Annotated in this window: 11 protein-coding genes; 2 read left to right on the top strand and 9 right to left on the bottom strand. The window is 33.1% G+C overall.

Annotated elements, in window-relative coordinates; genetic code table 11:
• The first annotated feature begins 87 nt into the window (after positions 1-87).
• The gene (gldA, locus tag FOF46_RS06460; RefSeq protein ID WP_143915887.1) at positions 88-984 is read left to right on the top strand and encodes a gliding motility-associated ABC transporter ATP-binding subunit GldA; all 897 of its coding nucleotides are present in this window, start codon (positions 88-90) and stop codon (positions 982-984) included.
• A gap of 13 nt (positions 985-997) precedes the next feature.
• Here the strand turns inward: gldA and FOF46_RS06455 are convergent, their stop codons facing one another.
• The 5 genes from FOF46_RS06455 to FOF46_RS06435 form a co-directional block, all read right to left on the bottom strand.
• Positions 998-1,408 (bottom strand): response regulator, encoded by a 411-nt coding sequence (locus FOF46_RS06455; RefSeq protein WP_109438826.1) that lies wholly within the window; start codon positions 1,406-1,408, stop codon positions 998-1,000.
• Positions 1,395-4,124 (bottom strand): PAS domain S-box protein, encoded by a 2,730-nt coding sequence (locus FOF46_RS06450; RefSeq protein WP_143915886.1) that lies wholly within the window; start codon positions 4,122-4,124, stop codon positions 1,395-1,397. Before FOF46_RS06450 ends, FOF46_RS06455 begins: the two co-directional genes overlap by 14 nt.
• A 333-nt stretch (positions 4,125-4,457) precedes the next feature.
• Positions 4,458-5,201, bottom strand: a complete 744-nt coding sequence (locus FOF46_RS06445) for a head GIN domain-containing protein (RefSeq protein WP_109438828.1) — start codon at positions 5,199-5,201, stop codon at positions 4,458-4,460.
• Between the two features lie 79 nt (positions 5,202-5,280).
• The gene (locus FOF46_RS06440; RefSeq protein WP_109438829.1) at positions 5,281-6,378 is read right to left on the bottom strand and encodes an acyloxyacyl hydrolase; all 1,098 of its coding nucleotides are present in this window, start codon (positions 6,376-6,378) and stop codon (positions 5,281-5,283) included.
• Between the two features lie 313 nt (positions 6,379-6,691).
• Complete coding sequence (locus FOF46_RS06435; RefSeq protein ID WP_143915885.1) at positions 6,692-7,630, bottom strand: hypothetical protein; 939 nt, start codon at positions 7,628-7,630, stop codon at positions 6,692-6,694.
• A 458-nt stretch (positions 7,631-8,088) separates the two neighbouring features.
• On the opposite strand from FOF46_RS06435, the gene FOF46_RS06430 reads away from it, so the two are divergent.
• On the top strand, positions 8,089-8,769 hold the full coding sequence (locus FOF46_RS06430; protein ID WP_143915884.1) for a haloacid dehalogenase type II: 681 nt from the start codon (positions 8,089-8,091) through the stop codon (positions 8,767-8,769).
• A 23-nt stretch (positions 8,770-8,792) separates the two neighbouring features.
• Here FOF46_RS06430 and metF read toward each other — a convergent pair whose 3' ends face one another.
• From metF to FOF46_RS06410, 4 genes are all read right to left on the bottom strand, one after another.
• On the bottom strand, positions 8,793-9,746 hold the full coding sequence (gene metF / locus FOF46_RS06425) for a methylenetetrahydrofolate reductase [NAD(P)H] (RefSeq protein WP_143915883.1): 954 nt from the start codon (positions 9,744-9,746) through the stop codon (positions 8,793-8,795).
• Between the two features lie 178 nt (positions 9,747-9,924).
• On the bottom strand, positions 9,925-10,395 hold the full coding sequence (locus FOF46_RS06420) for a DinB family protein (RefSeq protein WP_109438833.1): 471 nt from the start codon (positions 10,393-10,395) through the stop codon (positions 9,925-9,927).
• Between the two features lie 21 nt (positions 10,396-10,416).
• A complete protein-coding gene (gene metH / locus FOF46_RS06415; RefSeq protein WP_143915882.1) occupies positions 10,417-13,110 on the bottom strand; it encodes a methionine synthase in 2,694 nt (897 codons plus the stop codon).
• 3 nt (positions 13,111-13,113) lie between these two features.
• Positions 13,114-14,115 carry a homocysteine S-methyltransferase family protein gene (locus FOF46_RS06410; RefSeq protein WP_143915881.1) on the bottom strand — a complete coding sequence of 334 codons (1,002 nt, stop codon included), beginning with the start codon at positions 14,113-14,115 and terminating at the stop codon, positions 13,114-13,116.
• Positions 14,116-14,269 lie beyond the last annotated feature (154 nt).

The following is a 14,269-nucleotide window of genomic DNA, read 5'->3' as shown; positions in this document are numbered from 1 at the left end:
TGTTAAGATCATTTTTTATGAGTTTATCATACAATAAATATTGAATTGTGTACTTTTGAATGTAAGCAGATTTTATAAACATTCTATATGTCAATTTCAGTATCCAATATTTCTAAACTTTATGGTGATCAAAAAGCATTAAATGATATTTCTTTTGAGGTAAAAGAAGGTGAAATTGTCGGTTTTCTAGGTCCAAATGGAGCAGGAAAATCCACTATGATGAAGATTCTCACTACGTACCTTGATCCTTCTGAGGGTAGTGCTATGGTTAATAATTTTGACATTCATTCTCAATCTATAAAGGTACAACGCAGTATTGGATATCTTCCAGAACACAATCCTTTATATCTGGAAATGTATGTAAGAGAATATCTTACATTTAATGCTCGGATTTATAAAATTTCTAAATCCAGAATTGAAGAAGTGATTAAATTAACAGGTTTAACCCCTGAGGCTAACAAAAAAATTGATCAACTCTCTAAAGGATACCGACAACGAGTTGGTTTGGCTTGTGCTCTTCTCCATGATCCCCAGGTATTAATTCTCGATGAGCCTACGACAGGATTAGATCCAAATCAGTTAGTCGAAATTAGAGAACTTATAAAATCCATTGGTACTGCTAAAACAGTATTTTTATCTACTCATATTATGCAAGAGGTTGAGGCTATGTGTGATCGAGTTATTATCATCAACAAAGGAAAAATTGTTGCTGACAAAAATCTCAATGAAATATCTGATGAAACTCAACAAATCATAGAGGTAGAATTTGATTACCGTATAGAAGAAGCTTTCTTATCAAAGTTGTCGAATGCCAGTGAAGTAAAAAACATACATGGTTTTTCTTATCAAATTACCTTTGACACCAAAAAAGATATGCGTCCTACCGTCTTTGATTTTGCTCATGACAACAAACTGAAAATATTACAACTATCCAGAAAGAACAAAAATCTAGAAAGTATTTTTAGAGAATTAACCAATCCTTAAAAAAGAGTTCGAATTAATCCTGCGTTGTTTTCTCTATATTATGCAAAATTTCTTTGAGTTTTTCAACAGAAATGGGCTTTACAATATAATCACTTACACTTTCATAGGATTTGGCTCTAAGAATATCTTCTGGATCCACTGACGAGGAAACTACATAAATGATAATTTTCTTTGCGCAAGGGACCTTAATAAATTCTTCCAAAAACTGTAATCCATCAAGAACTGGCATATTCAAATCTAATAAAATAACGTCTGGCAATTTTTCATTTGCGGAAATGATGGCTTTCAAATTATTTAATGCCTCTTCGCCATTGCGAAAAACCATAAAACCGTTACAAAAATCAACAAGTTCCATTATTTTTTTTATGCCAAATACAAAAATTGGGTCATCATCAATAATACAAGCTATATCAATTTTTCTCATGCTTCATATATATTTTAAAAATTGTTCCTTTATTTACTATACTTTCGACTTCAATCTTACCTCCCATTGCTTCAACTTGATTTTTTGTAATAAATAGCCCTATCCCTCTAGCCTCTTTATTATTATGAAAGGTCTTATACATTCCAAAAAGTTTAGCCTGATGTTTTTTTAAGTCAATCCCTAATCCGTTATCTTCGATACTTAACACTACAAAATCACCTTCTATTCTAGTACTTAGAGTAACATAACTATCTCGTTCATTTGAGCTATATTTTATCCCGTTTGTTATAAAGTTGAGCAGAATACTATCCAAATAAGCCGGAATTCCCAAGATTCCAATATCTGGTTCTGAGATATTATTAATAATCACGTTGGTTTCTATTGCAATAGCAGAAACACTTTCTATTGATTTGTTAATTGATTCATGCAAGTTTAATCCAGTCAAATTCTCATCTACCGATGTATTCATTAATACCACCTCATTTAAGTGTACAATGGTTTCAGTAAGATTTTCTGAGGCGGTTTTAAAAAGTTTTATGATCTCATTATCTTCTAGCTCAGGGTTCTCCTGGATCAACAAATCTAATAACATTTGAAAATTACCTGAATGTGATTTTAAGTTATGAGAAACTATGTGTGCAAAATTTCTCAATCTTTTATTTTGATCTTCTGCAACTGATAACCAAGATTTTAAATCTTGTTCCACCTTCTTAATCTCACTTATATCTACAGCGACACCTAAATAACCTATAACCTCATTGTTTTCTTTGATTACTGACATTGTTAGCTGCACAGGAAAATGTGTACCATCTTTTCTCACATGAGTCCATTCTCTAGTACTATACCCTTCTTTACCGAGTGAAGCAGTAAAAGCTTCCAATCCTTTAATTTCTCGATTAAATATTAACGATAATTCTTCTTCTCTTTTTTGGACTTCCTCCCTTTTATGAAGTATTATAGCATGTTTTTTAAACATTACTTCTTCCTTACTATATCCCAACAAATTCTCTGCCCCTCGGTTAAACGTTGTAATCAGACCATTTTGATCTGTACCAATGATACTCACTTGAGTAATATCATCAATTATATTTTCTAGTTTGGTAATAGCTTCATTAAGTTTTTGTCTAGCAAAAATCCTATGGCTAATATCAGCAACCTGTGCTACAAAGTATGAAGGTTCATTGTATTCATTTTTAATAACAGAAACAGAAAGGTTAACATATATGATATCTCCATTTTTACGAAAACATCTTTCTTCCATATTAGCATTTAATGTCTTTCCATTAAATAATTTTTCAAACCATATGTTACTACCTTTTAAATCATCCTGATGAATAATATCTTTGAATGATAATTTGACTAATTCTTGATTCGTATAACCAAGAGTTTCGCATAATTTATCATTTACTTTTGTAAAATATCCGTTTTTATCTACCATCACCATTCCAATCGCTGCATTTTCAAAGTTTCTTCTGAAGATATCTTCGCTAATACGTAAACGAATTTCGGCTTCTCTGGCTCTAGTGATATCTGCTGTGTGCATTAATATACCTCCAATTTTATTTTCATCGGTATACCAAGGTCGTATTTCCCAGGTAAGCCATTGTACCGACCCATCGAGTCTTTTAAAACGGCTTTCATCGCTTTTTAGCACTTTTCCTCTTAAACATTCTTTATGATCAGCTTTCCATTCTTCACTAATTTCCGGAAAGACCTCATAATGTGATTTGCCTATTATATTATCGTCATTAATATTATAATCCTGATACCATTTCTGGGAGGCTGCCAAATACCTCATATCAGTATCAAACATAGCTATTGCACTTGGTGTCTGTTCTATAAATAATTTATTTTTTTCCAGATCTTTCTTGCTTTTTGTAATTTCCTGATGTGACCCAATCATCCATTCTGGATTACCTTCAGCATCCCAACTTACCACTCTTCCTTTATCCAAAACCCAAATCCATTCTCCATTTTTATGCTTCATTCTTGCTTCGCATTCATACACTGATGATTTTCCAGCAAAATGATCTTGTAAAAGTAGGTTTGATTTTTCCAGATCGTCAGGATGTGATAATTTCGCCCATGTATCAATTGAAACAGGACCCAGTTCTAAAAGGGTATATCCTGCAATACTGGCCCACCTTTCATTAAAAATTGTCTCTCCTGTTTTTACATTCCATTCCCAAGTCCCAAGGTGTGTACCTTCAATAATATGTTGATAACGATCTACCTGTCGTTGTAATCGTATTTCTGTTTTTTTTAATTTAGTAATATCTGTATGGGCGCCCAACATTCGTATCGGCTTCCCTTTATCATCCCGTATTGCTAGTCCTCTACACTGAATCCAAACTGTATGCCCTAATTTATGTGTGTATCGTACAATCTGATCATAAGGATGCGAAGGGTCTTTACAGTGCTTAGTAAAATTACTAAATACAACTTTTAAATCTTCTTTATTAATAAGATCCTGCCATGCAGAAACATTATGAGGCATCTCATCTGGATCATACCCTAATGTTGTCCAAAATTTGGGATTCATCCATTCATTTTCAGGATTATCTAAATCCCAAAACCAAAGCCCATCCAAACTTGATTTTTGTATAAAATCAAAAATAGAATCATCTCTTTTTATAAGTGAGTATAATTCTTTTTTAAGATAATTCTCATCAAGATTGTCAATATTTTGTGTATTACTAGACCTGTTTCTAATCATTTTTGAATATAAACTTTGGGGTGAAAATTTGGTATCTTATAAAGTTAGCTATTAATTTCAATTACCTAGAACCCAAATTCCACAAACTTTTTGTGGTAATACCTTTCTGGAATTGCACTATTACACTTCTTTTAAAACAAAAAAACATGACATCTCACAGAAACATAAAATACTAAAAATCAGATTTTTAAACTATTCTAAAAAAAGTATATAAGTACAATTGGTAAGACCTACTGTAATCCAAAGATTAGAAAAAAAAGAAATCACAGAATATTACGGCACGCAAAAAAAAGGGAAATATCCCCATAAACTCACAAAAACATTTTGCTTACATTACTGAAATATCAATCTACCAGTAAAAAATGTTGAAACTTCAACAACCCCGGGACGATTTACAGAAATTACATCTCCAGTACTGCGTATTTCTCCCCGAATAGATTCTCGGGGATTTATGATCATTTTATTTGTTCCTCTATGAAAAATCTGAACATCTTCAGCTATTAAATCAGCACCTTCAAACCTTCCTGTACCTGAAGCAAAATTGACGTTTAAGGACATCACCTTTCCTTTTATAAAGAATGAAGCTATATTGTTACCTACTACAGTTAGGTTTTCAACATCTACCTCTAAATTAAATGTTCCGGTAGTTGTTTCTGTTTCTTCTATGACATCTTCTGAAAATAATCTAAGTAAAGGGTACGTTAATATACCATCTGAAGAAATATCAAATTGAGTACCACTTCTGATCTCAGTTATATTGGGAGCTGTAACAAAAATCTTGGTTTGATTAAGGTCTCTAAAAAAAGTACAATCATTAGTATTACTAAGTACCAAACGGTCACCTTCGACCACAGCAGAAACTTCCTCTATTAAATTATCTCCGGTTTCAATAGTAACTGCAGTAGTTTCTCCTTCTTTCAGAACCAGTTCTACATTTGGATTTACCAAAATTCTGGTAAAATCAGGCGTTTCAATATCTTTTGTAATGATAGTCCCTGTGCGTTGAAAACAGTCTGAAGCATTTTCAGAATCACAACCGATAAACAATAATCCAAATATTAAAATAAATCTATTCACGTCTCATCATTAAATAAATTTCGACAATAAATTATCAAAAATTTTAATTTCTTAAAAACTATACTCTTAACAACAAAAATCATAATCTATATCCTATAGAAAACTCCATGGTTTCTGCCTTTGCCGCATGGGACCTAACGGTAAGTGAACCAAATATATTTTTAGTAAAATAATATTGAAGCCCTGCTCTAAGATATGTTTGCCCTTCAAAATCGTATGGGTAATAAAAATAGTATCCAAATTGAGTTATTAAAGATGTTCTGCTTACACGTAATTCGTGTCCGAGAAAAACACCTGCTCGTTTAGCATCTTCATCTCCTGTTGTTCCATCATTAAAACCACCACTTGCTCTAAAATCTATAAATCTTTCTAATGCTTTAGAAAAAAACACTTCGGCTCCTAACTGGATAGCACTTTTCTTATTTAACCTCTTATCGGCGAAAGCAGCAAATGTATAAAATGGGAACCTCCCTGAACCTACAACATCGCTTTCATTAACTCCACTTCTAAAAACAAATCCATAACCAATGGGCTCTGCTCCTTTTAACAGCCCTTTTTCTTTTTCTGCATATGCTGGAGTATCCTGATCAAATGTATAGGTGACACCGGCATTTAAAAACAATGTATTTGTACTCTTATTAGGTGCTTTCGAATTTCCATTAGAGTAATGAACAATCCCCAATCCTGCCTGCAATCCTAATCCTTTAAATATATTTACTTTTTTCAAATTTAACAGCGCATACGATCCACTTACTAAATGTGTACCGTAGGCCACATTTCTAAAATTATCATCCTCGTCATAAGGAGTAGTATTATAGGACGCTCCTTGCCCTATCCTAAACATTAAAAGACGATTAAAAAAATAAAAGTTATAATGCAAATACACTCCATAATGCTCTCCTAAATATTCATTATCCAAATTTTGATACAAAAATGACACTCCATAATCAGGGTTATTATATAAACGCTGCCATTCTTTATCTCCAAAAGTTTTGCGTTGAAAAGATAGAATCAAACCCGATGGGTGGCCTGTTATCAAATGAGAGATATCTGGATTATGCTTTAGGATAGAACCATAAAAATTATTTACATCCAAAGTATACTTAGCTTTTGATTCAACCTGAGCATAGACCCCAAAATGAAGAATACTTATCACTAAACAAATCTGCTTTATCATCCGGCAAATGTAATAATACCTTTTTAAATAGCTATAGCGTTTTAAAATAGCTCTTAAAACTATTTTAACTTTTTATATAATTTTATCTTTACCCAATAACATAAGCAAACCTTCTTGGTGAACTTTCTACTTATAATCGAAACATAACAAAATAGTAAGAACTATCTATCTATATCTAAATAAGATGAAAACGGTTAATTTTGAAATATAATAATACCACCCATAAGTCTTAATTCCTATGGATGGTAAAAAAAGAATTGGCCTAATCTTTTTTGAATTATTAGTACTATAAAATTTTTATTCCTACATCATTTTATGGAAATTTTCTTTCTCCGTATCCACCAGTACCTAACGCAATCGTATTTGCGTTGTTAAATTTAATACTAGCCGTTGAACATCCATTATTAGCATTTATAGCTGCTCTAATTTTCACAACACCACTGGCTGGCATTATAAATGTTCTTGTACCTTGTGTAGAAGTAGCGGTTCTTCCTCCAAAATCCACATCTACAGAAACACGAACTCCATCAGCAGTAATACGAATCTCTAGGTTCTCATCTTCATAACATGGAGCTCCTGGAGATGCAAAATAATCAACTTTTATACGTCGGCCTGGAATGTCTCGATATTCTCCGGTAGACCTATTCATGGTGCCTGTTATAATACCCGATTCTCGATATAAAGCTTGCCTCCAAACTTCATATTCTCCGTTTACCAATATTCTAGCATCCGTAAATTCATTAGGCTTATCCACTGGCAATGCTATTTCTACACCTCGAGAAGCATCTTTGATGTAAACAAAATTATTATCTTCTCTAGTAACTATAAATTGAAAAATAGCCCCAGGAATCACTTGTGGTAATCCTGCAGCTATATAATCTTCTACAGCGGCTTTTGCTTTTTGGTATTCTTCCTCTTCTTTAGGGCATTTAAGTCTGTCTAAATCATTATTAAGCAAACAAATCCCTAGAACAGTCTTTTTTTTATTTAACTCATTCTCAAGATTTACATATGCAGGATGGGGTTTTTCATCTATCTTTTCAAGAACCTGATCTTTATTTCTTGTAAATTTACTAGGCCCCTTTACTCTCCAATTTGCAAATGGGTCATGTAATTCTTTAGCAGCGTTTTCAGTACTTGTTGGATCAAGTGTTATAGATATCTCGGTAAATGGGATTTCATCTTGATCTTTTTCACAAGATAAAAATGTCATGAATACAATAAAAGCCATGGTTCTAAATATCATTTTCATTTTTGTCATAATTTAATTTAGGTTTTAAGTTATTTGTATGTGATAGACCAATTGTTTTTAATGTATAATTCTTATCCTATATAGTTTTCTATTTTTCAATACTTTGTTTAGTTACTTTATCTTTATCAGAATATGTTTAAAAGCTATTTCACTCATCTATAGTATACTTCATAAAAAATCAAACCATATAGTATTGGGAGATACATCATTCCAAAGAAACATTATCAAATAATACAAAAACACACTGTTTTCCGTGATAATTTTCTCACTTACCCTAATCTTCAAGCATCATTTATATTTTTTACAACGCATGAGTATTTAAAATTTCGTTTAATGTCTCATCAAGTATTAAGAATCTGACAACTCCAGGACTATTTTAACTTTTTATATGGTTCCATATAAATCATGGGTTTTATCTTTAATACACTGTTATATTTTATTAAACATTTTAAAAACAAATGACAACATATACTTTGGCTTTTGATGTCTACGGAACCTTGATTGACACTTCGGGTATTTTCCATTCTTTAGAAAAGATGGTGGGTAAGGCAACTAAGATATTTATGAACACCTGGCGCCTTAAACAATTAGAATATTCGTTTAGAAGAGGGTTAATGGATGACTATGTTGATTTTTCTATTTGTACAAGAGAAGCTCTCGAATATACCTGTTTAGATCTCGATATCAAATTAACCCTTAATCAAAAGATTAGTTTGATGAAGGAATACACGACACTCCCTATATTCCCAGATGTAGTGGATGGATTACAACTATTAAAAGAAACAGGGCACAAAGTATATGCTTTCTCTAACGGTAGTTCTTTAGCAATTAAGAATCTTATTGATACTGCACAAATAGCAACTTTTTTTGATGGTATCGTGAGTGTTGAAGCTACAAAAACATTCAAACCAAGTCCTGTGGTTTACAAGCATTTTAATACACAAACAAATTCTACTCCCGATAATTCATGGCTTATTTCCAGTAACTCTTTTGATGTTATTGGAGCAATTTCATATGGTATGAGATCTGTATGGGTTCAACGTTCTTCGACATCAATATTTGATCCGTGGAACATCAGCCCAACAGCGACTATTACCAGTATCAAGGATCTTAAAAAGGTTTTAAAAAATACTGAATAGAACACAATAGTTCTCACCAAAGCTTAGAATATTTCTGAAGCAATCTTTTTGATATTATCTGATTTTCCCATCGAATAATAATGCAATACCGGAACTCCATACTCCATTAATTCTTTGGATTGTTGTATTGCAAATTCTACTCCTACCTCTCTCACAGCTGCATTGTTTTTGCAACCCTCTATTGCTCTTACAAGTTCATCTGGCATATCTAGCTTAAAAACCTGAGGTAAAAGTTGCAAATGTCTTTTTACCGCTGCTGGTTTAATTCCCGGAATAATCGGCACATCTATTCCTGCTGCTCTTGCTTTTTCTACAAATGAGAAATATCTTTTATTATCAAAAAACATTTGAGTTACTACATAATCTGCTCCAGCATCTACCTTTTCTTTTAACCTTCGTATATCTGAGTCCATAGAAGGAGCTTCCATATGCTTTTCAGGATAACCTGCAACTCCAATACAAAAATCAGACTTATTATCTGTTTCTATTACTTCATGCAAGAATTGCCCCTTGTTCATATTCACAATCTGAGTAACCAATTCGTTTGCATAACCATGTCCTCCTTTTGTGGGTGTAAAATACTTTTCTTCCTTCATAGCATCACCTCGTAACGCCATTACATTATCAATCCCCAGATAATGACAATCCACCAATAAATATTCTGTTTCTTCTTTGGTAAATCCTCCGCATAATACATGCGGAATTGTATCTACATCATATTTATGAGTAATCGAAGCACAGATTCCCACTGTACCAGGTCGCATTCTTGTTAGTTTTTTATCTAATAACCCTTCGCGATCGATATATATAAATTCTTCTCTAGAGGTAGTAACATCAATAAAAGGAGGATTAAATTCCATCAACGGATCAATATTGTTATACAACTCCTGGATACTTCTTCCTTTTTGTGGTGGTATTAATTCAAAAGAGAATAAAGTCTTACCCTCTGCTTTTTTTATGTGATCTGTTACTTTCATTTATTTTTAAATTCTTAGTTTTTTAGTTGATTTCTTCTGGCGTTCGAGCGGGCTATTCGCTATATCTTTTTTCAATACATCACCCTTCGAGAGCACTTCGACAAGCTCAGTGCAAAACCTCGAGGTACTTTATAAAAAAAGGATGTCGCTTCTATCCCTAACGCAATTCTTTCCTTTTTCAATTTAATTGACTATATATACTGTTAATCTGTCCCAAATGATATATATCATGTTGTATCATCCCTCTTATCATATAGTCGTTTTTATATGCGTTCCCTAGACTATTTTCATACATCCATGAATCGGGTTTTGTTGTTAACAATTCACATATCAATTCCTGTGTTTTAATGAGTTCATTAAGTATAGTCTCTTTTTGAACTTCTGTCTGCACTAACACATCTCTTCTCCAATCTTTTTCAGAATTTAATTCGATACCAAACGATTCGTTATCTTTTAATTTTTCTATTACAAATACTCTCCAATCCATCATATGATAGACAAGTTCTGTGATCGAATGTGATACATACTCTGGTTTTTTATCCCAAAACTCAACTGGAATATCTTTTAAAGATTTTAGTATAGAAGGGCCAAACCATGGCTGTCCTTCAAAAACCTCTTCTAATTGTGTTATACTATCCTCTATATCCATTGTATTAAGATTTACAAATCCTTATTCGATAAGATTAGGATTCAACCATTTCTTAGCATACTCAAAATCTATATTTTTTCGGACTGCAAAATCTTTTACCTGATCTTCTTTTATTTTTCCTAATCCAAAATATCGAGCTTCGGGATTCGCAAAATAGTACCCAGATACTGATGCTGCCGGCCACATAGCAAGGCTTTCTGTTAATTCTACTCCTATGCGTTCTTTAACTTTTAGCAATTCCCAAATTGTTATTTTCTCTAAATGATCAGGACATGCAGGATATCCTGGAGCGGGACGAATACCTTTATATGCTTCTTTGATCAGTTCTTCATTACTCAATACTTCATTATCAGCATATCCCCAATCTTTTTTACGAACTTTTTGATGTAAATATTCTGCAAACGCTTCTGCTAAACGATCTGCTAATGCTTTAATCATTATAGAATTATAATCATCGTGATCAGCCTCAAAAGCAGTTGCAAGTTCTTTTGTTCCAAATCCTGTAGTTACACAAAAACATCCCATGTAATCCTGAATACCACTTTCTTTTGGAGCTATAAAATCAGACAAAGCAAAATTGGGTTTTTGTGCATGTTTTTTTAATTGCTGACGTAATGTTCTAAATGTAACATCTCCTTCTTCTGAAGAAATATCTATATCATCATCATTTATACTATTAGCTTTAAATATTCCATACACTGCTTTGGCTCCTAATAATTTTTCATCAAATACTTTTTGTAACAATTCCTGCGCGTCATTAAACAAGGAAGTTGCTTGTTCGCCAACTATTTCATCTGTTAAAATAGCAGGGTATTTACCGTGCAAATCCCAAGATCTAAAAAATGGAGTCCAATCAATATATGGCTCTAATGCTTGAAGGTTTTGATCTTCAATTGTTTTAATTCCCAATTCATTTGGCGCTACAATTTCAGAAGTTTGCCAGTCTATGCTATATTTATTTTTTCTAGCATCATGGATACTTAGATATTCTTTTTGTTTTGTTCTCTTTAGGAATCCTTCTCTAAATTTTTCATAGTCTTCTTTTAGGTCTCCTACATATTTTTGGTTACTTCTTTTGTTTAATAAGTCTCCTACAACTGTTACTGCTCTCGAAGCATCATTTACATGCACTACAGCATTCTTGTATTGCGGATCAATTTTGACTGCAGTATGTGCTTTGGATGTGGTTGCTCCTCCAATGAGCAAAGGGATATTAAAATTCTTACGCTCCATTTCCTTTGCCAGATATACCATTTCATCTAATGAAGGTGTAATTAAACCACTTAAACCAATAATATCTACCTGTTCATCTATTGCTGTTTGGATAATTTTTTCTGGTGGTACCATAACACCCATATCAACAATCTCATAATTATTACATCCTAGAACTACTGAAACAATATTTTTACCGATATCATGTACATCCCCTTTTACAGTAGCCATTAATACTTTACCTGCATTTTCCTGACCATTAGAAGATGTTGGATTTTTCTTTTTTTCTTCTTCAATATAAGGAAGTAAATGAGCTACCGCTCTCTTCATAACCCGAGCAGATTTAACAACTTGAGGCAAGAACATTTTCCCTGATCCAAATAAATCTCCCACTACATTCATTCCTGTCATCAGGTTTCCTTCTATTACTTCGATAGGTTTATCTGCATTTTGTCTTGCTTCTTCAACATCTTCAACAATATATTGATCTATACCTTTTACCAACGCTCTGGTAATTCTATCTTGTAATGGTTCTAGCCTCCATGAAAGATCTACAGTTTTTTCTTTACTTGTTCCTACTACCGTTTCTGCAAAATCTAATAAACGTTCTGTAGCATCATCTCTTCTGTTTAAAATTACATCTTCTACATATTCTAACAGATCTTTAGGAATATCATCATAAATCTCTAACATGGCGGGGTTGACAATACCCATATTCATTCCTGCCTTGATAGCATGATATAGAAAAACTGAGTGCATAGCTTCTCTAACCGTATTATTTCCTCTAAAAGAAAAAGAAACATTACTTACTCCTCCGCTAACACTACAATGTGCAAGGTTTTCTCGCACCCATCGTGTTGCTTCGATAAAATCAATCGCATTTCTACGATGTTCATCCATACCCGTAGCAACTGGAAAAATATTAAGATCAAAGATGATATCTTCTGGTGGAAACTTTACTTGATTAACAAGGATATCATAGGATCGTTTAGAAATCTCTAAACGCCTTTCATAATTATCAGCTTGTCCGACCTCATCAAACGCCATAACAATGACTGCAGCGCCATATCTTTTGACCGCTTTTGCGTGTGCTATAAATTCTTCTTCACCTTCCTTAAGGCTAATTGAATTCACTACACATTTTCCTTGTACTACCTGTAATCCAGCCTCAATGATTTCCCATTTAGAGCTATCGATCATAATAGGTACTCTGGCAATATCTGGTTCTGCCATAATAAGATTTAAAAATCGTATCATCGCTTCTTTACCATCAATCAATCCGTCATCCATGTTAATATCGATAACCTGCGCTCCTCCTTCTACTTGATGCCTAGCAATATCTAAAGCCTCATCAAATTTTTCTTCTTTCACCAAACGTAAAAACTTGCGTGATCCTGCCACATTTGTACGTTCGCCTACATTGATAAAATTGGTATCGGCAGAAACAATCATTGGTTCTAAACCAGAAAGTTTCAAATATTTCCTTTTTTCCTGCTTACTCATATCCTATACTACAGCTCCAATAGTTCTCGGAGTATAATTTTTAGCTAAATCTGCTATTGCTTTTATATGTTCTGGGGTTGTCCCACAGCAACCTCCAATAATATTTACCAAATTTTTATCCATGTATTCTTTTATCTGTGCTGCCATCTGCTCTGGAGATTCATCATACTCTCCAAAGGCATTTGGTAAACCGGCATTTGGATGAGCGGATACTCCAAAATTCGTTTTTTGCGCCAATACTTCTAAATGCGGAGTTAATTGATTCGCACCTAATGCACAATTAAATCCTACTGTTAACATAGGAATATGTGAAACTGAAATCAAAAAAGCCTCTGCTGTTTGACCTGATAATGTTCGGCCACTGGCATCAGTTATTGTGCCACTTACCATAATTGGCACCTCTATATTCCTTTCATCTTTAACTTCTTCTATAGCAAAAAGTGCTGCTTTGGCATTTAAGGTATCAAAAACAGTTTCTACTAATAAGATATCAGCTCCCCCATCCAATAGTCCTTCTACCTGTTGTTTATATGCTATTCTTAGTTCATCAAAAGTTACTGCCCTAAATCCGGGGTCATTAACATCAGGAGACATACTTGCTGTTCTGTTTGTTGGACCAATAGATCCTGCTACAAAACGGGGTTTATGAGGTTCTTCTTTTGTAAATTCATCAGCTACTTCTTTTGCTATTTTTGCAGATTGATAATTTAATTCATAAACTAATTCTTCCATTTCATAATCTGCCATAGCAATGGTTGTCCCCGAGAATGTATTCGTTTCAACAATATCAGCTCCTGCTTTAAAATACAATCTATGCACTTCTTTTATTGCCTCTGGTTGAGTTATACTAAGTAAATCATTATTTCCTTGTACAGGGACTGGCCAATCTTTAAATCGTTCTCCTCTAAAATCTTCTTCTGTAAATTTATGACGCTGTAACATAGTTCCCATAGCTCCATCAAGCACAAGAATTCTTTCTTCTAATATTTTTTGTATGTCTTTCATTTCTCAATATTCATTTTTTAAATTCCAACTACTGCTAGAATACTATTTTATAATCCTATTATAAAACACTATAAATAGGTTTAGCGTAATCAAATAGTACGCGTTCAAAACAAGTAAAATATATCAAGAAAATAATGGAAAAAATATAGCGAGG

Origin of the sequence: Aquimarina algiphila, assembly GCF_007489275.1 — a bacterium.
Taxonomy (GTDB): Bacteria; Bacteroidota; Bacteroidia; order Flavobacteriales; family Flavobacteriaceae; genus Aquimarina; species Aquimarina algiphila.
Note: the sequence above shows the minus strand (reverse complement) of the source record. Positions and strands in the feature narration are given on the sequence as shown.